The organism is Lachnospiraceae bacterium GAM79 (assembly GCA_020735665.1).
Lineage (GTDB): Bacteria > Bacillota > Clostridia > Lachnospirales > Lachnospiraceae > Coprococcus.
This window is the reverse complement of record CP085928.1, coordinates 1,120,907-1,146,603: the sequence shown is the minus strand read 5'-3', so window position 1 is coordinate 1,146,603 and position 25,697 is coordinate 1,120,907. Positions and strand designations below refer to the sequence as shown.

29 protein-coding genes are annotated in these 25,697 nt (G+C 36.9%); 7 read left to right on the top strand and 22 right to left on the bottom strand.

Annotated features, from left to right (window positions below; all coding sequences use genetic code 11):
* The first annotated feature begins 67 nt into the window (after window positions 1–67).
* From rsfS to LK416_05070, 5 genes are all read left to right on the top strand, one after another.
* A complete protein-coding gene (gene rsfS, locus LK416_05090) occupies window positions 68–421 on the top strand; it encodes a ribosome silencing factor (protein UEA75558.1) in 354 nt (117 codons plus the stop codon).
* 19 nt (window positions 422–440) lie between these two features.
* Window positions 441–1,628: an HD-GYP domain-containing protein gene (locus tag LK416_05085; GenBank protein UEA75557.1), complete on the top strand. Its 1,188-nt coding sequence runs from the start codon at window positions 441–443 to the stop codon at window positions 1,626–1,628.
* Between the two features lie 16 nt (window positions 1,629–1,644).
* The gene (locus tag LK416_05080; protein UEA75556.1) at window positions 1,645–2,403 is read left to right on the top strand and encodes a hypothetical protein; all 759 of its coding nucleotides are present in this window, start codon (window positions 1,645–1,647) and stop codon (window positions 2,401–2,403) included.
* 308 nt (window positions 2,404–2,711) lie between these two features.
* Window positions 2,712–3,092, top strand: coding sequence for a hypothetical protein (locus tag LK416_05075; GenBank protein UEA75555.1), 381 nt, complete (start codon window positions 2,712–2,714; stop codon window positions 3,090–3,092).
* A 1-nt stretch (window position 3,093) separates the two neighbouring features.
* Complete coding sequence (locus LK416_05070) at window positions 3,094–3,333, top strand: HEPN domain-containing protein (GenBank protein ID UEA75554.1); 240 nt, start codon at window positions 3,094–3,096, stop codon at window positions 3,331–3,333.
* Between the two features lie 238 nt (window positions 3,334–3,571).
* Here LK416_05070 and lexA read toward each other — a convergent pair whose 3' ends face one another.
* On the bottom strand, window positions 3,572–4,195 hold the full coding sequence (gene lexA, locus LK416_05065; GenBank protein ID UEA75553.1) for a transcriptional repressor LexA: 624 nt from the start codon (window positions 4,193–4,195) through the stop codon (window positions 3,572–3,574).
* Between the two features lie 282 nt (window positions 4,196–4,477).
* On the opposite strand from lexA, the gene LK416_05060 reads away from it, so the two are divergent.
* Window positions 4,478–4,804, top strand: coding sequence for a LysM peptidoglycan-binding domain-containing protein (locus LK416_05060; protein ID UEA75552.1), 327 nt, complete (start codon window positions 4,478–4,480; stop codon window positions 4,802–4,804).
* A 176-nt stretch (window positions 4,805–4,980) separates the two neighbouring features.
* Here the strand turns inward: LK416_05060 and LK416_05055 are convergent, their stop codons facing one another.
* A complete protein-coding gene (locus LK416_05055) occupies window positions 4,981–5,736 on the bottom strand; it encodes a tRNA 2-thiocytidine(32) synthetase TtcA (protein UEA75551.1) in 756 nt (251 codons plus the stop codon).
* A 319-nt stretch (window positions 5,737–6,055) separates the two neighbouring features.
* On the opposite strand from LK416_05055, the gene LK416_05050 reads away from it, so the two are divergent.
* Window positions 6,056–7,111, top strand: a complete 1,056-nt coding sequence (locus tag LK416_05050; GenBank protein UEA75550.1) for a tyrosine-type recombinase/integrase — start codon at window positions 6,056–6,058, stop codon at window positions 7,109–7,111.
* A gap of 299 nt (window positions 7,112–7,410) precedes the next feature.
* Here LK416_05050 and LK416_05045 read toward each other — a convergent pair whose 3' ends face one another.
* From LK416_05045 to miaA, 20 genes are all read right to left on the bottom strand, one after another.
* Entirely contained in the window at window positions 7,411–8,025 is a 615-nt protein-coding gene (locus LK416_05045) for a cytidylate kinase-like family protein (protein UEA75549.1), read from the bottom strand.
* A gap of 242 nt (window positions 8,026–8,267) precedes the next feature.
* Window positions 8,268–9,185, bottom strand: coding sequence for an RluA family pseudouridine synthase (locus tag LK416_05040; GenBank protein UEA75548.1), 918 nt, complete (start codon window positions 9,183–9,185; stop codon window positions 8,268–8,270).
* Between the two features lie 4 nt (window positions 9,186–9,189).
* Window positions 9,190–9,705: a signal peptidase II gene (gene lspA / locus LK416_05035; protein UEA75547.1), complete on the bottom strand. Its 516-nt coding sequence runs from the start codon at window positions 9,703–9,705 to the stop codon at window positions 9,190–9,192.
* Window positions 9,706–9,803: 98 nt separating this feature from the next.
* Complete coding sequence (locus tag LK416_05030) at window positions 9,804–10,547, bottom strand: DivIVA domain-containing protein (protein ID UEA75546.1); 744 nt, start codon at window positions 10,545–10,547, stop codon at window positions 9,804–9,806.
* A 62-nt stretch (window positions 10,548–10,609) separates the two neighbouring features.
* Window positions 10,610–11,206 (bottom strand): cell division protein SepF, encoded by a 597-nt coding sequence (locus tag LK416_05025; GenBank protein ID UEA75545.1) that lies wholly within the window; start codon window positions 11,204–11,206, stop codon window positions 10,610–10,612.
* Between the two features lie 12 nt (window positions 11,207–11,218).
* On the bottom strand, window positions 11,219–11,914 hold the full coding sequence (locus LK416_05020; GenBank protein UEA75544.1) for a YggS family pyridoxal phosphate-dependent enzyme: 696 nt from the start codon (window positions 11,912–11,914) through the stop codon (window positions 11,219–11,221).
* A gap of 13 nt (window positions 11,915–11,927) precedes the next feature.
* The gene (locus LK416_05015; protein ID UEA75543.1) at window positions 11,928–13,319 is read right to left on the bottom strand and encodes a hypothetical protein; all 1,392 of its coding nucleotides are present in this window, start codon (window positions 13,317–13,319) and stop codon (window positions 11,928–11,930) included.
* Between the two features lie 69 nt (window positions 13,320–13,388).
* A complete protein-coding gene (locus LK416_05010; protein UEA75542.1) occupies window positions 13,389–13,808 on the bottom strand; it encodes a twitching motility protein PilT in 420 nt (139 codons plus the stop codon).
* Between the two features lie 72 nt (window positions 13,809–13,880).
* Window positions 13,881–14,852: a serine hydrolase gene (locus tag LK416_05005; protein ID UEA75541.1), complete on the bottom strand. Its 972-nt coding sequence runs from the start codon at window positions 14,850–14,852 to the stop codon at window positions 13,881–13,883.
* 15 nt (window positions 14,853–14,867) lie between these two features.
* The gene (gene mgsA / locus LK416_05000) at window positions 14,868–15,263 is read right to left on the bottom strand and encodes a methylglyoxal synthase (GenBank protein UEA75540.1); all 396 of its coding nucleotides are present in this window, start codon (window positions 15,261–15,263) and stop codon (window positions 14,868–14,870) included.
* Window positions 15,264–15,273: 10 nt separating this feature from the next.
* A complete protein-coding gene (locus tag LK416_04995) occupies window positions 15,274–16,410 on the bottom strand; it encodes an FtsW/RodA/SpoVE family cell cycle protein (protein UEA75539.1) in 1,137 nt (378 codons plus the stop codon).
* Window positions 16,358–16,681, bottom strand: a complete 324-nt coding sequence (locus LK416_04990) for a cell division topological specificity factor MinE (GenBank protein UEA75538.1) — start codon at window positions 16,679–16,681, stop codon at window positions 16,358–16,360. The genes LK416_04995 and LK416_04990 overlap by 53 nt, the downstream gene beginning before the upstream one ends.
* A 19-nt stretch (window positions 16,682–16,700) precedes the next feature.
* Complete coding sequence (minD, locus tag LK416_04985) at window positions 16,701–17,492, bottom strand: septum site-determining protein MinD (protein ID UEA75537.1); 792 nt, start codon at window positions 17,490–17,492, stop codon at window positions 16,701–16,703.
* 55 nt (window positions 17,493–17,547) lie between these two features.
* Window positions 17,548–18,300 (bottom strand): septum site-determining protein MinC, encoded by a 753-nt coding sequence (locus tag LK416_04980; protein UEA75536.1) that lies wholly within the window; start codon window positions 18,298–18,300, stop codon window positions 17,548–17,550.
* 91 nt (window positions 18,301–18,391) lie between these two features.
* The gene (locus tag LK416_04975; GenBank protein UEA75535.1) at window positions 18,392–21,229 is read right to left on the bottom strand and encodes a hypothetical protein; all 2,838 of its coding nucleotides are present in this window, start codon (window positions 21,227–21,229) and stop codon (window positions 18,392–18,394) included.
* Window positions 21,230–21,272: 43 nt separating this feature from the next.
* A complete protein-coding gene (gene mreD / locus LK416_04970; GenBank protein UEA75534.1) occupies window positions 21,273–21,779 on the bottom strand; it encodes a rod shape-determining protein MreD in 507 nt (168 codons plus the stop codon).
* Window positions 21,780–21,796: 17 nt separating this feature from the next.
* Entirely contained in the window at window positions 21,797–22,654 is an 858-nt protein-coding gene (gene mreC, locus LK416_04965) for a rod shape-determining protein MreC (GenBank protein UEA75533.1), read from the bottom strand.
* Window positions 22,651–23,349 carry a DNA repair protein RadC gene (gene radC / locus LK416_04960; protein ID UEA75532.1) on the bottom strand — a complete coding sequence of 233 codons (699 nt, stop codon included), beginning with the start codon at window positions 23,347–23,349 and terminating at the stop codon, window positions 22,651–22,653. The genes mreC and radC overlap by 4 nt, the downstream gene beginning before the upstream one ends.
* Window positions 23,350–23,432: 83 nt before the next feature.
* Window positions 23,433–24,719, bottom strand: coding sequence for a methionine gamma-lyase family protein (locus LK416_04955; protein ID UEA75531.1), 1,287 nt, complete (start codon window positions 24,717–24,719; stop codon window positions 23,433–23,435).
* A 20-nt stretch (window positions 24,720–24,739) separates the two neighbouring features.
* The gene (miaA, locus tag LK416_04950) at window positions 24,740–25,681 is read right to left on the bottom strand and encodes a tRNA (adenosine(37)-N6)-dimethylallyltransferase MiaA (GenBank protein ID UEA75530.1); all 942 of its coding nucleotides are present in this window, start codon (window positions 25,679–25,681) and stop codon (window positions 24,740–24,742) included.
* Between the last annotated feature and the right edge of the window lie 16 nt (window positions 25,682–25,697).

Here is a 25,697-nt window from a genome sequence, read left to right as displayed (position 1 = left end):
GCAACAATAAATAAACGAATGGGATACAATATTAAAACCAATATACAGAGCAGGAGGAGCGTCATATATGAATACAGCACAGGAAATGGCAGCAATTGTTTATAAAGCCCTGGATGATAAAAAAGCCTTTGATATTAAGATCCTTGATATTAAAAAGATCTCTGCTGTAGCTGATTATTTTGTTATTGCAGACGGAACAAACAAGAATCAGGTACAGGCGATGTGTGACAGTGTGGAAGAAGAAATGCACAAAGCCGGATATTCTTTAAAAAGTGTGGAAGGATATTCACAGGGAGGATGGATTTTGTTAGATTATTATGATATAATTGTTCATATCTTTTCGGATGAGGCACGCAGATTCTATGATATAGAACGTATCTGGAATGATGCAGCCGATGTAACAAAGAATTTACTTTCATAGATATGTTTTTGGGGTAGGTATGAACGATAACAGATTATTAAAAGACAATTATATAAAGATCAATCATATAGCAGCGAAGTGTATGCGTTTTTTTGTTGCACTGGTAGTTGCGTTATGGGCATTCGCATTTTTCAGCAGAGAATGTAACCTTGTGGTGGTTACGATATGTATGGTTCTCTGCTGTATTTTTTCGCTTATTCCGACGCTTGTTATTGACTTTTTCAAGCATGACAGGAATGAGGCGATCAAGTATGTAGTTATATGTATCGCAGTTTTTAACTGTATGATATTGAGCTCTGTATTTTCCCATATGGCATTAGTTGTCTGGATCTTCCCGATTCTGCTGACATCTTTATATTATAATAAGACGCTGGTTGTATTTACCGCGCTGATGTCTACTGTCGGTGTTATTCTTGCAGATTTTATCAATCTTACATACTGTGATTTCATGGTTGCGCCGATTTATATGGACTATACAGACAGCATGGTCTTGTCGGTATTTCCATGTGTGATCACAATCCTGATCCTGTCACTTGTTGCATATTTCATTGTATCCAGAAACTCTACGATGCTGAATTCTGTAATTGATAACGCAGAAGAAGTAAAGAGCAATCAGAAAGAGCTGATATTTGCATTTGCTGAATTATCCGAGAGTAAATCCAAATATACAGGAGAACATATCAAGCGTGTAGCAGATTACATGCGGGTGCTCGGAAAGGCATCCGGTTTTGATGATGATTACGTGGATAAACTGTCAACGGCTGCCATGATGCATGACATCGGAAAGCTTATGATCAGTGAGGAGATCCTGGATAAGCCCGGTAAACTGACAGATGAAGAATATGCGATCATGAAAAGCCATGTTCTCTATGGTGATGCACTTCTGGAGCATTGTCCGGGTGAGATCATGCAGATTGCAAGAACGATTGCAAAGGAGCATCATGAACGCTGGGACGGAACAGGATATCTAGGTATGAAGGGTGAGGAGATTGCCTATATCAGCCGTTTAATGGCGGTATGTGACGTTTTTGATGCGCTTACCTCTGAACGGTACTACAAGCGTGGATGGTCCGTAGAAGAGACGTATAATGAGATCGTAAGTCTATCCGGAAAACATTTTGATCCGCAGGTTGTAGAGCTGTTCAAGCAGAACTTTGATGCATTCAAGGAGATCGCAGAGAGACAGCCGGATAAACAGGTATATTAAGAGAGAGAGGGACTTTATGAGAGGATTTAAAAGGATTGTTAGTTTATTAATTGTTATATGTGTGATGATCACATGTTGTTCTGTGAACACGAATACTGCTGAAGCTGCTGCAATTACAGTTAAAAAAGGCAGCGATATTTCGGAAATAAAAATTAATGAAACAACTCAAAAGGTTACTGCAAAGGAAACAAACCATAAAGCCGGCTGGTATAAAAAGTCAGGTGTGCAGTATTATTTTAATAAGAATAAAACGACGGCGTCTTATAAATGGGAGAATAAGACTCTTTATCAGTGGAAAAACGGTAGTTTTAAAAAATATAATGGTATCTGTAAGCTAAGTGATGGTAAATATTATTACTTTAAAAAAGGTAAGAAAACAGCATATTCTGTAAAAAGTAATAAATGGAAAAAAGATAAGAAATCAGGACAGCAGTATTTCTTTTATAAAAATTCAAAATCTGCTTCTTATTTATATGATTCAAATAAAAAGACTGTTAAGAAGTGGAATAAATCTAAAAAGCAATATGCCCTGTGTACCGGATATGTAACATTAAGCGACGGTAAACGCTATAAGTTTACCAATGGTAAAAAAGATGTAACGAAAGTTACTCCAGTGAAACAGTACAATGGTCCAGGTCCTGCAAGTAATATTTTAAATAGTGGAAGATGGTATAGGTCTATATATGATGGAAGTGGTAAAATAAGATGTTATACTGATAATTATGGGTATATTTATGATTCTAATGGTAATTATACAGGTGAAAGTACTTTTTAATTATTAAAAAGGGAAAATGTTCATGATTTATGATAAAATAGAAAATATACAAGAAAATATTTATAATTAATAAATTGTAAAAGGTTTTAATTAAAGATTTTGAATGTTGATAAATAGGAAATATTTATTCGGATGTATTGAAAGAATATTAAAGATTAAATAGTTTTATCGAAAGCTAAAATTCATTTTTGAAAGCCATTATTAGAATTTATATAAATGTCTAGACCTTTTATAAATATCTGAATCTCTGTTATAAATAATATGAATAGTTTAAATATTATATCTGATGTGGATTTGAGGTGAATAAAATGCGGAATAATCATATAGATCCGGCAGATTTAATTAATGAGAACAATCCTAATCTATGGGATTTTGAAATCCTAGATGGCGTCAGTTTTATGAATTGTAACCGGATTCACCCTTTAAAGCAAAAAGAAATCCAGAAATTAGTAAATAGCTGTGCCGAGGATAACGGACTTGATGCGTTAATTATATTTGGTAGTTCGGTTGAATTTCGTTGTAACTCAAAAAGTGATATAGACATGGTAGTTATACGAAATGATGGTTATAAAAAAGTACCGAATGATTTTTTTGAAATAAATAGTGACGTCGATATTTTGTTTGATATTGGTGAACGTTTAAAAAAGATTTTGTGGGAGCACGGTGTATTAGTTTACAGGAGGGGATAGTATGTGTGATATTCGATATTTCAGAATGGCACGACATCATTTTATATCAGCAAAAGAAGCATTAAAATGTTTCAGTTGGGATGAACTATTTATTAATGATACTGCTTACAAACTTCAACAGTGTGTGGAATTTACATTAAAAGCCTTTTTGGAATGTAAAGGTGTAACAGTGCCGGAAACTCATCAGCTAAATAAACTGATTCGTATGTCGAAGGATAACGGATTGGCATCAGCTAGATGATTATATGCATAAACGCGGTATCGAACATATCTTTTATGAAACCACAGGCGGTCATCAGACGGTAGTATGGCAGAATGCCTTATATAATTATGCAAAGAAGCTGTTTGTAAATCAATAAAATGCACCTCTGAAATGATCAGGCATTTATTATGCCGGTCATATTGAGGTGCATTTTTGATGTGCAAAATATATTTTTGTACTAATCGTTTTTATCCGGAAAGCACTTATCTAAATCAGATCAGATAAAATTACGGAACAGACCGATCACACGACCTAGGATCTCGCAATGTTCGACAAGGATCGGATCCATATAATCATTTTCCGGCTGTAAACGAATATAACCGTTTTCTTTATAAAAGGTCTTAACTGTTGCAGAATCCTCGATCAATGCAACGACGATCTCGCCATTTCTGGCAGAAGAGCACTGCTCAACAATTACAAGATCCTTTTCATAAATACCTACATTGATCATACTGTCACCCTTTACACGAAGCATAAAGGTCTGGTTATTCGTATTATGAATATATTCCGGTGGAACAGGGAAATAGTCTTCGATGTTCTGTTCAGCAAGGATAGGCTGACCACAGGAAACCGTTCCAACGATAGGGATGTTTACCAGTTCCCGTTTGGTAAGTGAAAAATCATCGTCTATGATCTCAATTGAGCGGGACTTTGTCAGATCCCTTCTGATATAGCCCTTTGCCTCTAATGATGATAACTGAGCATGTACAGAAGAAGTAGACTTCAGATCAACAGCCTGACAGATCTCTCTGATTGATGGCGGATACCCCTTTGCAAGAATCTCATGACGTATATATTCAAGGATCTGAGTTTGCTTATCCGTGAGCTTTTCTTTTCCCATATGTAAATCCTCCTAAATGTATTAAAAAAACTTATATGAATAATAGTAGCACATAATTGTTCGTTTTGCAAACAAATGTTCTCTTTCTTGTGTGCGCTTTTTTACTCATCCATACTGGTATTATAAAGAAGTCATCGGGATATGACGAATATATTTTCGAATAATCCATACAAATGTTCGGAAATATATTGACAAATGAACAACTGTTCGATATAATTTATTCAAACATTTGTTCAGAATATTACATTACATATAGATTTTAATTCTAAGGAGGAAGAGAACATGAAGAACGTAGTAAGATTTATCAGTACAAAAAAGATTTTCATTATAGCAGGTATTATCCTGGTTACAGTATTATATATCCTTATATCCCATAAGGATTCACCGGCAACCAGCGCATCGAACGCAAGTAAGAAATATTATAAATGTATCACCATAGAAGAAGGAGATACCCTGTGGGATATCGCAAATGAATATAAGACAGAAGAGTATGCTTCCACACAGGCTTATATCGATGAAGTGCTTGCGATGAATAATCTGAATACAGATGTCATCGTAGATGGAACTAATTTACTGATTCCATATTATAAAGTAAATGATTACGAATAAATAATAAAAAGTATCTGTTATAAAATGTTATATGGTTTATCTGTTTAAAACAGATTTGCCTTATAAGAGGATAAAAACAGATACTTTTTTATTCAAAATATAACTATATATATTTATAATACACAGAATTCGTGGTATAAAGAATCATAATTATCGAATTACATAATAGAATGTGCTTATTTGGCATCTTTATTGTAAAGTCTTGGATTGTCGATCTTTACAGGCCAGCCATCCGGAGTTCCCCGTTCGATAGCGGAAAAAATCCGCTGCTTGCAGCCGGGAGTTTCCTTTTCCAACTTCGCCAGAGTTTGTTTTGCATATTCACGTTTCGTATATCCATCGGCAGGACAAGGACTCTTGATAACAGGAAGCTGCATATCATTCTTAAAAGAGATAATTTCACCTTCGTTTATATACATAAGAGGGCGAATAACCATCAATTCACTTTTATCCAGATATGTTTTAGGTGAGAATGTATGGATTCTGCCTTCATATAATAATGACATAAGGAAGGTTTCAATAAAATCATCCTTATGATGCGCATAAGCAATCTTGTTACATCCAAGATCATTTAATTTCTGATTTAATGCGCCTTTTCGCATTTTAGCGCATAAAGAACATGGATTTTTCTCTTTTCGGACATTGAATACAATATCATATATTTCTGTATCTACAATATAATAAGGAACATCCAGTTCTTTACATAATTGTTCGATCTTTGCAGTATCAAAATTATCAAAGCCGAGATTAACTGTAATAGCGATCAGATCAAATTTTTTTGGATAGAATCGTCGTAATTCAGCCAGAGCATAGAGTAAAGTCAGGCTGTCCTTACCACCGGAAATACCAACTGCAATTTTATCACCATTATCGATCATTTCATATGAATCGATGGCGCGTCTTGTATAACTTAATAACTTTTGTAATTTCATATAATTACCTCAAAATGATAAGATTTGTTTCATAACCGTGTATATTATACTTATAAAAGGAATTGGTTTCAAGAAAATATTGATGAAAGAATTGCACTCAGAGGCAGAGTGTGATATAACTAATTTAGCAGATATAACTTTTCGCAAAACTAAGGTTTTACGAAAAAACATAATTAAATATACACCACATTTAAATGATATTCTGCAATTACATCAATTTTTGATATACATTTAACAGATATTATATATAAAAACATACACGGAATCAATAAATAATATGTAAATATATTGTTAGTAGAAAGGAAAAAGGTAATTTCAAATGGCAAACGAATATACAAATGACATCAATATAAAAAATACAATTCTTCTACGAAATATTCTAGCAGAGCTTCCTTCATATGTTAAGATTGTTTTTCGTGGGATTGAAAATCGAACTTCATCCAGAACACGGCTTGGATATGCCAGAGATATAAAAACATTTTATAACTTTTTATGCAGCGAATGCCCACAGTTTCGAGGACGAAAACCGATTGATATCACATTGGAGGATATATCAGCCCTCGAAGCTGAAGATATTGAAGAATATCTGGAATATCTTAAGTATTATGAAAAGGATGGAAAGGTCTATACGAACGCTGAACGGGCTATTAAACGCAAATTATCTGCATTAAGGGTATTCTATGCATATTTGTATAAAAACGACCGTATAAAGTCAAATCCGGCTGAAAAAGTGGATATGCCAAAGATTCATGGTAAAACAATAACCAGACTGGATACAAATGAGGTCGCAGATTTCTTAGATGCTGTTGAATATGGTGATCATTTAACCAAACACCAACAGGCATATCATGCAAAGACAAAGGTTCGTGATCTTGCAATTTTGACTCTCATGCTTGGAACAGGTATCCGTGTATCTGAATGTGTTGGAATCGATCTTAAAGATGTGGATTTTAATAACAGCCGCGTAAAAGTTACCAGAAAAGGCGGTTATGAATCTTATGTTTATTTTGGTGATGAAGTTACAGACGCATTAACAGATTATCTTGAGGAACGCAAACATATAGAGCCGGTATCAGGATATGAAAATGCTCTCTTCCTCTCCAGCCAAAAAAAACGAATGTCTGTTCGGTCTGTTGAAATGCTGGTAAAAAAATATTCAGAAGGCGTTATCCCTTTGAAGCATATTACTCCGCATAAATTAAGAAGCACCTATGGCACAGAATTGTATCGAGAAACCGGTGATATTTATCTGGTTGCGGATGTTCTTGGTCACAGCGATGTAAATACAACAAGAAAACATTATGCAGATATGGATGAGGACAGGCGGCGAAGTGCCAGGAATCGTGTTCAATTACGAGAAAAACGTGATGATTAAATCAGTTGTAACTCCCCTATGCAATAAAGTATAAATGTTATTAGAATAAAGAACATTCTTTGAAAATTAATAAAAGAATAATATTAAGTATTTGATATGAAAAATGCGCCGGGAAATATCTCTCAGCGCATTTTTTCATTATGTAATATCGTGAGCATAACTCACTCAATGCATTCGAAAAATCGTCCCTTGCAAGCAAGCGATTTTTCATCATTATATCATGTGCTTCGCACATTCTATGCATTTCGCAAAATCAGCATCCTTGCGAGCAAATAATTTTGCGTTCATTATATCATGGTCTAATACTTTGTAACGGCATCGTATAACATATCTACACAATTATCAATTCCAAACTGGCTGGAATTCAGGCAGATGTCATAGCCTTTCATCTCACCCCAACGCTTGGACGTGTAATAATTGTAATAGGATGCTCTTGATTTGTCTTCTTTGCGGATCAAATCCTTTGCTTTCGCATCTGTAAGTTCGTATTTCTTTGCAATACGTTTTATACGATCATCAATATCTGCATATATAAATGCATTTACAACGTTAGAATAATCTCTTAAGGCATAATCTGCACAACGACCTACAAATACACAGGTACCATCTTTTTCAGCAATAGATTTGATAGTGTCAAATGCAGCCAGAAAAACTTTATGATTTAATGGCAATTCACCGGATGTTCCGAATCCTAATGAATATGGATCCATAACTAATGTATAGAGAAAACTGTTTGTTGGTTTCTCGTCAAAGTTCTCAAATAATTCTTCGCAGATACCACTGTCTCTTGCTGCGATCTTTAAAAGTTCCTTATCATAAAACGGAATACCAAGTTTTTCAGCAAGTTTCTGTCCAACTTCTCTTCCGCCGCTTCCAAACTGTCGTCCTATTGTTATAATTTTATTGCAAGCCATAATAAAAGCCCCCTTTGCAAGTATGATTTTTATTTGCTGTAAAAAACAAACTACGGTTTTCTGTATAAAAACCATAAAATTGTTTATTTTTTATAATAAAAATTATAACATTTCCACAAAAAAATGTAAATCAAAAAATTCGTTTTATATCTAAAAATAATATAAAACGAATTTAATAAATTAATGGAAGAATATTCAAACGAATATCTTTTTAGAAATGAAATTTTACAATCCTCAGACATTTAAAGCTCCAACTGTTTTAACAACTTTTGGAAATACTCAGGAAGTTCACTTGAAAATTCTACATATTCTTTTGTGGATGGATGAATAAAACCAAGTACACCGGCATGAAGTGTCTGTCCCTGCAGATGATATGGCTGATTTTTAGGTCCATATATGGCATCTCCTAACAACGGATGCTTAATATATGACATATGAACACGAATCTGATGCGTTCTTCCTGTCTCTAACTGACATTCAATCAGGCAGAAATTGTTTTTTAGTTTTTTCAGAACTTTATAGTGAGTTACTGCATTTCTACCATTTTTATAGTTGACTGCCATTTTTTTTCGATCTGTCGGATGTCTTCCGATAGGCAGATCAACGATACCTTCATCTTCTGTAAAATAATTAAAACAGATTGCATAATATTTTCTTGTGATTGAATGGACAGCAAGCTGTTCTGACAGAAAATTATGAGCAGCATCATTTTTACAGACAACAAGGAGCCCGGTTGTATCCATATCTATTCGATGGACAATACCGGGGCGAAGTTCTCCGTTGATCCCTGACAGAGAATCTTTAAAATGATACATTAAGCCATTCACAAGTGTACCGGAATAATGCCCGGGAGCCGGATGAACAACCATTCCCTTTGGTTTATTTACAATAATAATATCCTCATCTTCATATACGATATCAAGTGGAATATTCTCCGGTTCAATCTCAACGGATGCAATACTCGGAATCGTAATGTCTATTCTGTCACCGGACGCGATTTTCAGACTTGGTTTTGCTTTTTTATCATTCACCAGTATATTCCCATCATCTAACAGCTTTTTCAGAAAAGAGCGTGAATAATTGTCAAAATAATCGGCTAATCCCTTGTCAACTCGCTTATCTGTCCAGTTTTCATCTGCTTCTATATTATAAGTTTCCATATATTTATTCTTGATCAGAGCCCTTTTTAGACCCTCCAAACAAATCTTCCAGTTCATTATCCTTATATTTAAACAAGATAAGGATAAGCAGAATGATCATACTACAAGTTACATAGATATCGGCAACATTAAAGACAGGAAAATTAATCAGACGGAAATCAAACATATCTATAACGTAACCAAGGCGGATGCGATCGATCATATTGCCAACTGCGCCCGAAAATACAAATAAAAACAGAATCCTGAGATCTTTATATTTATCCATCTTTAACATTTTAATATAAAAGTATACGAGGAATATCAGTACAAGCAGTGTAACAGCTAATAGCAAGATACGTTTTCCCTGTAAACTACCCCATGCTGCTCCACGATTCTGGATATAGGTGATGTGAAATACATTTTTTATGACTGGTATTGTATCGGATAACGCCATATGGCTTGTGATCAGGAATTTTACAAGCTGATCCAGACCAATCAGTAAGAATACACTTACGATTGCAAATATACTGTTTTTTTTCATTCTGATTTCCTTTCTATGATTTTTTGCATTTATCAGTAAAATCCCTGTCTGAAACAATATTCAGGCAGGGAATCTTTATTTGTTATTTGATTTTAGATTTACTGGTTTTTATATTTGAACGGATCTACGAAAGAACCGCCACCAAGATTCTTTGTATATACTGAAGAATCACTTGAAAGATTACCTCCGGATGATCCGCCAAGTGTGGAATCTCCCATACCGGAACCTCCTCCTCCGCCAAGTGTAGATTCTTCACGTCCCTGCGGATCGCCACTGAAAGTAGAAAAACTGCCTGAACCTGCCCCCTCGCCATCAGAACCTGCAGGAGCATATGCTGCAGCATTTCCATTAAAATACTTGGCATCCTTCATAATTTCGTCAAAATCAACACCTAATTCTTCGTTGATCGGATTCGTTGCAAGAAATTGAAGATGTGAATCCATCAGATTTTTAAATGCCATCGTGTAATCTCTGTATTGTTGCTTAATGCCCTCAATACTGTCTTCAATTCTTTCCAACTCTTCTCTTGCCTGATGAACAATATTATTTGCCTTGATTTTTGCATCGTTCTCAATAATCTTGGCCTTGTCATTTGCATTCTTTGTAGCTTCTTCTGCGTTCTTCTCTGCAAGCATAAGTGATTTCTGAAGCTTTGATTCTGTAGTCCTGTAATGCACCAGACTATCTGTAAGTGTCTTGACCTGATTGGTCAGTTCAGCATTTGATTTATACAACTCTGTATAACTCAAAATAACAATATCAAAAAATGAATCAACATCTTTTTTGGTATACCCCATACCATGCTGAAATTTCTTTTGTTGTAAATCAACAGGTGTAAGCATTTGTAATCCTCCCTTAACATTCCTTCAGAATCTGCAAGTGCAGATCATTATTTAGTCATTTATTAATACTTGCTTAATTCTGGAGACAAAAATGCATCATTCAATAATTCTTCTCTGAGGTCACCGGATACATAGATATCTGCCGGAGCTGCAATGAAGATATTACCGGAAATTGCCTGTAACGATCCATCAAGGGAATAACATGCACCGGCAATAAAGTCGATAATTCGCTGTGCTGTAGACAGCTCCATTCCCTCCATATTGATCACGATCGCCTGTCCGCCTTTTAAATGGTCGATGATCATCTGTGCATCATCAAATTCATCCGGTTTAATAACAAATACCTGCTGGGAACCGCCCTGACTTCTGTTGTTAAATGAAACAAGTTTTGTATTATTGGAAGCTGTAGCTGTATTCTTTGCCGGTTTTACAAATTTTGATTTTTTAGCAGCAGCGCCGGCACTCTGTGTAGCAGCTGCTGTATATGTAGATGCAGATGATCTTCCATTTACAGCCTTTGGCTTTGGCTCATATTCTTCATCAAAATCATCTTCATCGTCATCATATTCATCATCATCAAATAAATCATCTTCATATTCATCGCTGGAGTCATTTATTTTAAAATAATCCAGAAAGCTTTTTTTTCCATTCTTTGCCATAATGGTTCTCCTTTAAATATTATAGTTTCTTGCACCAAAAATTCCTGTACCCACTCTGACCATAGTGGCACCCTCCTCAACGGCAACTTCATAGTCATTTGTCATGCCCATCGAGAGGACATTCATATGGACATTATCAATGTTTTTAGAATTGATGTCAAGTAATAATTCTCTCAGGCGTCGGAAATGAACCCGATTATCCTCAGGATCATCAACAAACGGCGCGATCGTCATCAGACCTTCTATCTGTATATGAGGAAAATCCTTGATCTGCATAATAAGATCTTCTGTTTCTTCAACAGAAACACCGAATTTGCTCTCTTCTCCGGCGACATTTACCTCAATCAATACCTTAACTATAACATCGTGCTTTGCAGCTTCTTTTTCAATCGTTTTAGCTAGATTTACCGAATCAACAGAATGAATCAGACAGACCTTATCAACGATGTATTTTACTTTATTTGTCTGTAAATGACCGATCATGTGCCAGTTTACTTTGCGGGAAACGGTTTCATACTTATCAACCAGTTCCTGTACTTTGTTCTCGCCAAAATCTATAGCGTCTGTCTCTGCAAGCAGTTCTTCAATATCACTTAAAGGCTTTGTTTTGCTGACTGCGATCAGTGTAACATCTTTTCTGTCTCTGCCTGCCCGTTTGCAGGCTTCTGTAATCTTCTGATCTACTAACTCATAGTTTTCTTTTAACATTTTTCTATCACTCCTAATATATGATCTGGTTTTCCTTTACAGATGTACCATCCAGTACAATACGATCATATGCTGATATTCCATATGCTGTATTAGGATCGATTATTGAATAATCATCTCCATTTACGGTTATATCGATCTGTTTGAACAGCGCTGTTCCCTGTGTGATACAGTAAACACCTTTTAGCTTATAGATTCCCGCTGTTGATACATTAAAGGTGATATCCGATTCATTTGCGGCGAGAACCGCATCTTCTTTGATATCTGCCGGATCAACATAGCAGAAATGATCATCTGTAAAATATATAGTAGGGGATATCTGTACAACCGAAGTTGAGCCATCCTCTGTTAATACGATCTGGTTAAAATATTTCTTTTCCGTCGTTCCGCTTCCGCCGGACAGATATCCGACCGGTATCATAAGAACATCTTTTTCAACAATCGCTGAATTTGGGATCTTAAGTCCTTTTGTTTCGGAGAAGATAAATGTAAGATTCAGATAACGTTCTGAAACATATTCAGCAAGATATCTGCTCATGTCAATGATAATAAAATAATTTCCATCCTTTTCAATTGTCTCGTATTTGGCTGAAATCTTTTTACTTGAGTCATTGATTCGAAATCGAACATGTTCATCTTTTTTTACTTTGCTGTATTCTTCTTTTGTAAGCATGACAGCAATCTTCCAGTCCTCATCATCAATAATCTTATATACAGGTTTTCCGGATTCAACAATATCGCTTTTTTTTAACAATTCTTTTGAATACTTGGTTTTATCAAAATCATCAGCCGATAAATTGTTGATATCAAAGTCTTCGTAACCATCCATATAATAGGATACAATTCCACTGGCCGATGATTTAACCGCTGTAAATGTCGAATCAAATGATTTGTCTGAGGATAACTGTTCTAAAGCCATATCCTCATACATTTCAAGAACCTTATTATCAATTGTATTTTTAAATTCATATACTTCTGAAAAATCAGAAGTCGAAAATCCAGTTTTGAAAATCTGTATCTGTTTACTCAGATCATTATAATCGTTTGCTGATAACGAAGTATTGTTACTGTTCTGTACTTCATAAAGTGCATCATACATAGAACCTGTCTCATCAACAGAATATACACTGGATCCTTTTGCTACTTTTTCGCCATCCCGGATATAATAACAGATATAGCCGGAGGTTGAACTGTAGTTCAATGTCTCTTTTCGAACAGCAAGCCCCGGAACAGTAAAGTTAGTATCATAGCTGCTTTCTTCTACCTGAAATACACTCAGGTCGTGATCATTCATTGATATAATGATACGGATCAGCATATATATAAACATGATCGCAAAAATGATAAACCCGAAACTGATCTTGACAGGCTGTCGTTTCCTGACTTTTCTTTTTATGGAAGTCATATATATCTCCTTTAGTCTGTGTACTGATCCTGAATCAGAGACACAGTACCCTTCGCAGGTATATTTTTATTATAATGCGGCAATGATATTGTCCTTATATGTATCAGGAACTTCGGAGCTGTCTGTTGCAAAACAGAGAACGATACCGATGTTATATTTTTCACTGATCTTGTTCATGAGATCAAGAGCATAGCTGATCTGCTCCGGCTTTACATATGTTACAGATGTAAAGTTGTCAATATAAATCTTTTCAATATCTTTATTCTGAGAAATAATACCAAGAATAAAGCCTGCAAACATTTCCAGATTATCCACTTCGTAGTTTGTACAGTTAATCATTCTGACGCGATTACTGAGCTCATATAAATGCTTGTTATTATTATCAATAAAGACAACAGAACCTGTTACAACTTTTACCTCATTGTTAACCTTGTCAATCAGAACCTTTGTTTTTCCTTTACCCTTATCACCTGTAATAATCTGAATCATAATAAAACCTCCTGAATTATATTAAAACAGTTATATATTTTGAGTGGACAAAATGTCCACTCAGATAGCTGTTTATTTTGCAGTATTAATTAACATAGTCATATCATTATATAACGTATCCCTGTCTTCTGCTCCGGCAATAACAGCAACATATTTATCACCTGTATCATCTTTTACAAATTCAAGGATCAGACAGTTGCCGGCTGCTGTGGTCGTACCGGATTTCCAGGAACCTAACGAATACCCCTCCGGGAATTTAAACTCACCGGATATATAACCATTTGTTGCCTGTAATGTGACACTTTTCTCTGCACCTGTTTCATCTGTATATGTAAAATCATATGAATCGAGTGAATCAATCAGATATGCCATGTCATGTTTTATGAATTCTGAAAAGATCAGATAGAGATCATATGCAGTCGTATAATGATCGTCTGAATGTAATCCATGGCAGTTCACAAAATGCGTATTTGTAGCACCTAATTCAAATGCTTTTTCATTCATTTTCTCAACAAATGCATCCTCACTTCCTGCAATCTTTTCTGCAAGCAGAACACCGCAGTCGTTGTATGAACGAATCAAAAGGCCATATAACAGATTCTTTACTGTTACAGAGCATCCTTTTGTAAGATCGCTCACACCTACATTATCTTCCTGAAATGTAACAGTATGTGATAATGTAATCGTGTCATCTAAAGATAAAGTTCCGTCTTCGATACTTTCCATAACAAGAAGACCTGTCATTAATTTAGTCATGCTTGCAGGGTAAATACGATCATGTGCGTTATGTACAACTAAAGCCTCTTTTGTTGAGTCATTTATCAAAACTGCCGACTTAACCGCGCTGTAGTTCTCATCAGCAAGAGCCTCTCCATCGGGTATGACTGTATACTGGTCACCAAAGCTGTCAGAGCTGTATAAAGGCAGATTCTCAGATATTCCAAGTGCAAGTTGATTGCTTGTATCATAACTTCTTTTTGTGCATCCGGATAAAACAAGAATGGGAATCAGCATGACTGCCATCCATTTTGTCAATTTTTTCATCTTTATATCTCCAAATTATTTATAAAATTCCCGCCAGTCGAGATCTCCTCGGTCTAAAGCTTTGATCAGGAGCTCTGCAGTTGCAAGATTTGTTGCAAGCGGAATATTATGCATATCACATAATAAAAAGATATTGTTGATATCCGGTTCATGTGCCTTTGGATGCAAAGGATCCCGGAGAAAAATAACCATATCAATATCATTGTTCTCAATCTGTGAACCTAACTGCTGTTCACCACCCAAATGTCCCGCAATATATTTATGAACGTTCAGATTGGTAACCTCCTCAATCAATCGTCCCGTTGTTCCTGTCGCATATAAATCATTTTTACTTAAAATTCCTCTGTAAGCAATACAGAAGTTCTGCATCAGTTTTTTTTTCGCATCGTGTGCTATTAACCCTATATTCATAACTCTCCTCCTAGTATTTCTTCTTTTGCAGATTTATATTTAATACCAATCCAATACCGGCACTCATACTTACAAGAGAACTAAGTCCGTAACTGATAAACGGAAGCGGAAGGCCTGTATTCGGTAATAACGCAGTTGCAACTCCGATATTAATGAATGTCTGAAAAGCAACCAGTGAACCGATTCCCGCTGCTATATACATACCCTTTTTGTCCTTTGCGTGCCTAGCAACCCGAATACATTGTAACACTATCAGGCATAAAATTGCAATAATAATCACACTTCCAATAAAACCTAATTCTTCACCTACTGCCGAGAAGATAAAGTCTGTCTGCTGCTCAGATATCAGGTTCGTATCCTTAACGGTTGCTACGGTTGAGTTATTAATACCCTTACCGGATAACTGACCGGAACCGATCGCCATAACTGAATTATCCTGTTGATCGGAGGATGCACCATATTCACTTCCGTATATATGTCCCAGAATACGATTAATCTGATAAGTTTTCAAAAACTGAGGCAGATTATCCTGTTGGATATACCAGATAAATCCACCAAAACATGGAACAAGAATCAGGATCATAATACCTATGAGTTTCAAACTGAGTCCTGCTACAAATATAACAATAAATAGTGTGACCATAATACAGATCGAGGTAGACAAATCGGGTTCTGCCACGATCAGACCAACAGGAACAGCCAAAAATACCGCAAGCTTTGCAAGTACCTTTGGCGTGTTCAAATCTTCGTAGTTTTTTTCCAGAAAAACTGCTGTACAAATGATCAAAATAATTTTAGCAAATTCTGATGGCTGTATTGTGAAAGAGTCTGATATATAGAACCAACGGCGAACGCCCTGATCTCCTCCTCCGGAACCGACCAACAGAACTAGCAGAAGCAAAAGTATATTTCCCGCATAAAGGATCATATAATATTTGCATATAAAATTGTAATCGATCAATGATACAATGATCATTCCAATTACACATGCGCCTACACCGATCAACTGTTTCGTCTGAAAATCCGGTCGAACGCTGCAGATTGTGATTGTTCCCATAATCATAGCTGCGATCACAAATAATACAAGCTTAAAATTATAGTTGATCAGACTGTATTTTTTTTCCGTTGACATGTCCATCTGTTTCATGTGTTTCATCTTTTTCTTTGTCCTTTTTCATATGTATTCCTACAACCGGGATTCGTGCAATGATAAATGAATCCGAAAGCTGTACTGTCATATTTGCTGAATCGATATTAACATAGGCCGCAACGCATTTTCGCATATCATCCCGAATTCTTGTTACGACATCCGGAGTACAACCTATTCGATCAGCCATTAATATATTTTTTAATCGTTCTCTGGCATAATGCCCGGAATTATAGCTTATCACATTCGATACTGCTCTGTTTTCTTTCATAATATTAAACTTCACCCCTTTATGCATGTTTTTTTCTGAATAAACGCTTAAAAGGTTTTCGTTTAAAAACATTAAAATCTGTAAGAGGAATGCTGTCACCAAGTATCCGTCTGCAAATATCGATATAAGCATTTCCTGATATGGTATTACTTCCCGCGAGTGGTTCTCCTTTATTCGTTGAAATAACAATCTGCTCATCATCCGGGATAACCCCAAGCAAGTTTACTGCAAGGATATCGACAACATCATCTACAGACATCATATCACCTTTTTTCACCATATCATAACGGATACGATTTATGATAAGGTCGATCTTGTCTATTTCATTTGCTTCTAATAATCCTATAACACGATCCGCGTCACGAATTGCAGATACCTCCGGTGTAGTAACTACGATGGCACGATCTGCTGCGGCAATAGCATTTTTAAATCCCTGTTCGATTCCGGCCGGACAGTCGATAATAATATAATCAAAATCAGCCCGCATTTCGTCGACAAGCTTTATAATCTGTTCCGGTGAAACTGCAGTCTTGTCTCTTGTCTGTGCGCATGGCATCAGAAAAAGATCCGGGTTGTTCCGATCCTTGATCAAAGCCTGTTTATACCGACAGTTTCCTTCTACAACATCAACAAGGTTATATACAATCCGGTTTTCCAGTCCAAGGACAATATCCAGATTTCTGAGACCGATATCGGTATCTATCATAACGACTCTCTTTTTCAACCCTGCCAGTCCGGTTCCGATGTTGGCTGATGTAGTTGTCTTGCCAACTCCTCCCTTTCCTGATGTAACAACAATTACTTCACTCATAAAACACCTCCGTCAATATCTTTTCCTGTTTTAAAATATGCTTTGAAATTTTATCTTAAAGTGAAGTCTGTGACAGCGCCTGAAAAAGAAGTTGTCCATTTTCGCAGCTTGCCATCATCGCATCATCTGTATGAAATTGTTTTCGGTTCTGTTTTGTTTTATTATAAACAGCTGAACCGATCTTTATATGAACCGGCTCCATCTGAAGAGCCAGAACAAATCTGTTTTTTAGGTGATCCTGTCCGGCAATCACGTTTCCTGAAAGTTTTCCGAGAACAATGACATTTCCATTCGAAATAATCGTTGCTTTTTTCTCTATATTTCCGAGTATGATTATACTCTTTTTTACCTCCAACGTCTGACCTTTTCGTAAATTTCCGCAAAAAAACTGAATCGTATCATTCTTAAATATATCCGGTGGTAATGCTTTTTTTTCTGTTGTTGAAAACTGTTTGTCAGACAATTTCTTTTGAACATTTTTTTTGACCTGTTTTTTTTCAGGTGGACTCTTTGCTCTGTGAGGTGGAATATCGATCTGACTACACAGATCCTGTTTGGAAGCTTCCAGACAGAAATCCACTTCGGTATTTGGAAGATGATTCAATTCATATAGGATCTGTTCCTCTTCTCCGGAGGATAACAGTCTCCCTTCAAATGTAACCGGTACTCTTCCGCTTTTTTTCAAAAATACTTCCTGACTGTATAATTTCTCTCTGATATCAGAAAGAATCTGTTCCATTGAATTATCTTCATTCAGAATGATACGTATTCCATGGCTGTTTGCCTTCATAACAACGTCGGTATTCATATTCAATCCCTCATCATAATAAAATGCCTGCAAACCAAGGCTCTTTTATCTGGTGTATCTGATATCCAAATTGTTATATTCAATCAGGAATTTAATCGGAAAGTGCATTGTTACCGGTAATAGTTGTATTCTCAAGAACATCAGGATCATACAAATATGCATATACGAGACCTGAAAGCTCGACTGCATTACCGGAAGAATATCCAAATGGTATTACACTTGTAACCGTTACCTCAGGATTTTCATATGGTGCAAATGATACAAATAACGCATGGTTCGGTCTGGCTTCGCTCTGCTGGGCAGTACCTGTTTTGCCTGCTACTGCGACATTGATCTGATTGATCAGTGCACTGCTGCTTGTATGAACGGAAACAACCTGTCGCATACCCTGTCTTACAACATTCCATTGTTCTACAGGAAAATCAAGTTGGTTTTGAACCTTATGCTCATTTTTATATACAACATTGCCATCAATATCCTTTATTTCCGAAACAAGGCTTAAGTCATAACATGTGCCGCTGTTTGCAAGGGTTGTAACATACCGGGCAAGCTGAGTTGCAGTGAAGTTATTCGTACCCTGTCCAATCGCAGTACGGATTGAATCCGCATCTGATATCTGAGGTTTACTTTCAGGCAGTTCAATGCCTGATGTGCTGTCAAATCCAAACATACCTGCATATTTCTGAAGCCGTTCCACACCGGTGATATCGCTGTAGGTTCCTGTATCTTTTGTTGCCATCCGATATCCAAGTTCATAGAAGAAATAGTTACAGGATTCCTCAATTGCCTTAGATATACCGATTGTTCCATGTGCAGACGGATAAATCCAACATTTAGCAGGTGTCTCTGTTTTATCAAAGTATCCTTTGGTCTGGATCACATCGTTGACCCCGATAACGCCCTCATTCATACCGGCAAATGCGGTGATCATTTTGAATGTAGAACCGGGCGCTGTCTGCTGCATAGTTGCCCTACTGTACATTGGTGTTGTTTTGTCTGTCGTAATTTTCGAATAATAATCTGCATCAATCATATTGGTAAGACGATTATTATCATAGCTTGGATAACTTGTCATTGCTTTAACTGTCCCATTATTCGGATTCGTAACGACAATTGAACCGGAGCAAGGATCAAGTGCCAGCATTGCCGGAGTAATCTCAAGATTTTTAATTTTTTTACATATGAAGTCATAGCTTCCCATAACACCGGCTTTATAATCGGAATAATCTGCGTCTGTTGCCATATTAAGGATACCCTGGTCATATAACAGGTTAATTACCTGACTTCCTGTAAGTTCTCCTGATATTATCATATATTTAAAAACAAGTTTGTCGAAACTGGTATTATTTTCAAATTCTTTTAAGATATATTCTGTCAGTACGTTGTAAATCTCATCTGTATCATAATAATCGCTCTTTGTTGATATGCCGGAGATGTCGATGGCGCCCTGGCTGATCGCATATTTCAGATATTCGCACAGCGAAATACTGTTGTTTATATACGAAACATAAGCAGCATCAGATTTGTCAATCTTGCTCGGGTTGTAAATTCCCATCTCACTTAACTGTTCACAGATAAATTCCATATAATCCTGATACTGTAATGTCAGATCATGTAATGGAGTATGACTGACGTTTAATATATCATCCAGTCTTGAAAGTGTATTTTGTTTTGCGGACTGGAAGTAAGAATTAACGGACTGTTCCAGCTCAGATGCATCTTTTGCCGCAAGGTCATCAATGCTTATAACATTATTATCAAATAAAGCAAAATATACATCGGTGATCGGAATATCATCCTTATCCGTGGATGTCGTTACATTCTTTATATGGGCAAGAAGAATGGATGCAATTTCTGTTTCAAGCGCATTATAACAATATTTTTGCAGATCGGAATCAATTGTCAAATAGATATCATTACCTGCGACAGGATCTTTGGAATCGATCACTTCTATTACCTTACCCATATTATCGACATACATCTTCTGATATCCATCTTTGCCGCGCAGATAAGATTCAAACTCACTTTCAAGTCCCATTTTACCGACCATATCATTTGCACTGTATTTTTCTGAATCATCCAGAGTTTCATTATATTTTTCCAGTTCCTCATTGGAGATATTTCCGATGTAACCTATGATCTGAGCAAAATATACAGAATCATTATATACACGATGTGATTCAACACTTACCTCCATGCCGAGAAGTTCATCCGAATTTTCTTTGATTGCTGCATAGCTTTCTTCACTGATACCATCAGCAAGCTGAACAGACATATACTGCTGGTAACGATTCAGCCATATCTCATATCGTACCGCGAGGATCTTTAATGCCGCCTCATCGGAATATGTTTCGGAGATATTGAATAAATCTTTTCCACGCATATATTTAAATATATCATCGGCAGTTGAAGACGCCTGCTCTTCTGTCAGACTGTCGACAGAGCTTGCACCATATACATTCATTAAAAAAGTATTTAACGTATTTCCGGATACAGTAAATTCAAAGCCCTTCGAGGTTAACTTCAGAGGAAGACTCACTGACATCTTATCTCCGTTTTGTTCAAGGATCAGAATAGTTTTATATACTATGTCATTACGCAATTCATTCGAAGTCGTTTCCTTTGCGGCAGCCGCTTCCGTCAGGTCCGTTCCACTTATATAAGATAAAGTATAGGATGCTTCGTTATAAGCCAGAAGCTTTCCGTTACAATCGTATATATTTCCCCTGGTCGCTTTTACCGCTACTGTCTTTACGGATTTATAAGTAAAACTCTCCTGATATTTTTCACCATTTACGATCTGCAGATCGAACAAACGATATATAAGTATTCCAAATAGAACCAGAAACAAGACCGTTACAACAAACAGACGATGCTTGACATGTTCAATTATTGATTCTTTTATCAAACTGAAAAATTCTTTAAACATTCTTACGTTCCTTTCACGATCATATAATCAGACAATTGCCGGATCATTCACTTGCTTTTTCCATTTTTTTCAATGCCTTATTTACAAATGCAAAAAACTTGAATACGATCAACGTGATAAGTGCTGTGTAGATCATTTCGGGTAATATGATATCTTTTAAATAAGTTGCGAACTCCAGTCTGTTCCGCATAAGGAAGAAAATTACATAGGTTGCAAAATTAAAAATAAGATCATCAACTAAGATTATAATTATTGGAAGAAGAACATCTTCTACCAGATAAAGTCTGTGGAAAAAACCGTTACAATAGCCAAGAATCATATATAAGATCATAAATGGTCCGATGGCATATCCAAAATATACATCATATAAAAAACCACAGAAAAACCCAACCAGCATACCTTCTTTTCTTCCCCGCATCAGTCCGAAGGAAACAGTAAGGATCAGCATAAGATCCGGTGCAATACCTGCTATTTCAAGAAACGGGAAAAGGGCAGTCTGCAAAACAAAACATATTGTTATTAATATTCCAAGTATTATTACTCTTTTCAATGTTACACTTCTTTCTGTTAATCCGTGATATTTTTCTTAGTCTGTAAAATTACGAGTACTTCTTCGATGTTTGAGAAGTCTGCAGCAGGTATAATATAGGCAGTCTTCGTCAGATTGTTGGAATCACTCTCAACCTTTGACACATAACCAATATTAATACCTGAAAGATATTTGTTTGAGACATAGGATGTTACAACCTGATCTCCTTCCGATATTTCGGCATCTTTATCAATATTTTCAGCAATCATATATCCGTCTGCGTAATTCGTCAGACTTCCTGACACATTACAGATGGATCTGCTTGGAAGGATCATGGCATTAACATTTGATGTATCATCAATAATCGTACGAACTTTTGCATAGGATTCACCGATTTCTGTTATGATACCACAGAGTCCGTTACCATACAGGACATTACATCCAACAGATAAGCCATCCTTTGTACCTTTATCGATATAAAAGACATCAAACCAGTTGCCGGTATCCTTTGAGATTACGCGGGCTCCGGTCTTTTCATAATCTGTATAAAGAGCATCTAATTCATATAATTTCTGAAGCCGGTCAAGCTCATAGGAATCCTGCTGATACTGTGCAAGCTTTGTTTCGTAGGAAGATATCTTCTCCTTAAGCTGTTCATTTTCAGTTACTACACTCTCGTAATTGTGGAAGGCTTCTACCTTGGATTCAACCCATGTACCTACTGTATTAACTCCCTTTTGCATCGGTACAATAAAAGTATTAGTTACATTTCTGACGGATGACATCATTCCGTCAAAAAATAAAGAAGTAACCATCAGCACCACACACAAGATTGTAAGTGCCAGCAAAAAATATTTTGGTGTAATTTCTATTCTTTTACGATTACGTCGTCTCATTCTATGATTCCTCTTTCTGCCAGGCTGACAAAACAATTATTCCCTAATATAATATGATCCGATAAACGTATCCCCAGTGTTTTTCCCGCTTCCTCCACACGCTTGGTCAGAAGAATATCCGGGTTGCTGGGTTCCGGATTCCCTGAGGGATGATTATGCAATAGTACGATATATACAGCCTGATATTTTAATGCATCAATAAAAATATCCCTCGGCGATACAACTGCATGATCGACCGTTCCCTCTGACAGTCGACACTCTTTTAACAAATGATGGCTCGAATCAAACATTAATACATATACCTGTTCTTTGCACAAATATTTGGTGCGCTCCATATAATAGTCTGCAATACTTTTCGGATTACCAAAGGTAACTCCTGACCGGTGTTCTGATCTTGCCATTCTTCTGGACAACTCAGCGATACACTGCATCTGAATTGCTTTTACTTTTCCGATACCATCAACATTCATAAGATCATCAACCGACAGATAATTCAATCCGATGATCCCTTTATGAACCGGGTGTGCAGCTAATATTTTCTGCGCAGTCAACAAAGCATTCCCATGTCTGCTTCCACATCGAAGTATGACTGCCAGAAGTTCCGCATCTGATAAGACGGCTGCACCTTCCAACAGACATTTCTCATATGGGCGTTCACATTCCGCCATATCTTTCATTGTAAATTCTGATCTCATTTTTCCTCCTTCGTCTCCGTCTCTCCACGAATCGGTAAGGAGTATTTACCGTTTTTTCTTTTCGGCTTTTGTTCTAAAATAATCTACCACACTATAAGGTTATTTTCTACCATTTTTTGCAATGTCATTACAATTCCAAATTTTGCATGCTGATAGGTAAGTCCTCCCTGAAAATATACAGCATACGGTTCTCTCATAGGGGCATCCGCACTAAGTTCAATTGAAGAACCGGATACAAATGCACCGGCCGCCATGATGACAGGAGAATCATATCCCGGCATATCCCATGGTACAGGCTTTACATAGCTGTCAACCGGTGCAGCCGCCTGAATCCCTTCACAGAAAGCAACTACACGTTCCGGTGTCTGAAGTTCAACTGCCTGTATGATATCAAAACGATCCTCTGTCTTATTCGGAACTGTCTTAAAACCAAGATTTTCATATACATTTGCAGCAAAGATCGCACCCTTTAAAGCACTTGCCGTAACCGATGGAGCCATGAATAAGCCCTGTGCAAAAGCCTTTGTATTATTTAAAGATGCACCAACCTCTTTGCCAAGTCCCGGAGTTGTAAGACGATATGCGGCATTTTCCACATATTCCTTCTTACCACAGATATAACCACCGATCGGAGCCAGTCCGCCACCCGGATTCTTGATCAGGGAACCTGCGATCAGATCTGCGCCATAGTCTGTTGGTTCTTTATCTTGCACAAATTCGCCATAACAGTTATCTACCATACAGATGATGTCCGGACGGATACTCTTTACAAATGCGATTGCTTCTCCGATCTTCTCACAGGATAAAGTCGGACGTACGGCATAACCCTTGGAACGCTGGATCTCTACAAGCTTTGTGTGTTCATTGATCGCATTTCGGATTCCGTCAAAATCAAACTCTCCTTCCGGTGTCAGATCTACCTGGGCGTATGTAACACCATATTCTGCCAAAGAACCCGGTGAAGGGCGAAGTCCGATGATCTCATCCATCGTATCATATGGTTTTCCTGAAATTGCAAGCAGTTCATCTCCCGGTCTTAAGTTACCAAATAACGCCGTACAGATCGCATGTGTTCCACAGGTGATCTGAGAACGGACCAGCGCATCTTCCGTATGGAATACATCTGCATAGATCCGTTCGAGTGCATCTCGTCCGTCATCGGTATAACCATATCCGGAGGAACCTGCAAAATGCGCTTCTGCCAGACGATTATCCTGCATGGCTTTGATGACCTTCATCTGGTTGATTTCACAAATGGCATCGATCGCTGCAAAACGGTCCTTTAAGCTGTCTTCAATCTTCTGACAGTAATCAAATACCCGTTCATCAATGTGTAAGGATGTATAATAATCTTTTAATAATGTGTTCATTTTATCTGCTCCATTTTATTTTATGAAATAATTCCCTTTGACCGCAACTGTTCAAGCATGAAATCCATAATGGTATCTTCTGATGTGAATTCACTCTTATCCACCCAGGTGACTTCTTTTTCCCTCTTAAACCATGTGATCTGACGTTTGGCAAAATGTCTGGTATCACGTTTTAAGATATAGAGGGCTTCATCCAGAGATGTTACACCATCCAGATAATCGAGGATCTCTTTATATCCAAGTCCCTGCATGGATATTAGATCTTTTGTATATCCCTGATCCTTTAATGCCTTTACCTCTTCGATCAATCCCTGTTCTACCATGATGTCAATTCGCCTGTCTATTCTATCATATAATTTTGATCTTGCATCATTTAACACAAAATATTCAAAATTATATGGAGAAATCCGTTTGGATTCTTTCTCGTTATGTTCGGAGATTGGGATTCCTGTCTCTTTATAGAATTCCAATGCCCGGATCACACGTTTGCGGTTGTTATAATGAATGGTTGCGGCTGACGCCGGATCCACTTTTTCAAGCATCTGATGAAGGCAGAGATTTCCATGTTTTTCCGCAAGCTGTTCCAGATAAGTACGGTAGCTTTTATCATCGTCATTTTCATCGAAATGAATATCGTATAAAACTGCCTGAATATAAAAGCCGGTTCCGCCGACAATGACAGGTATCCGTCCTCTGGCATAGATATCATCCATCGCCTTTGTTGCAAGTTTTTTAAATAATACAACATTAAACGGCTCCTTCGGATCTAATACATCGATCAGATGATGGGGAACTCCATCCATTTCCTCCGGCATGATCTTGGCAGTTCCGATATCCATCTTTCGATAGACCTGCATGGAATCTGCAGAAATGATCTCACCATTTATTCTTTTTGCAAGACCGATCGACAGATTTGTTTTACCTACGGCTGTCGGTCCGGTTAATATAACAAGAGGCTTCATTTGCTGCTCCGTTTCT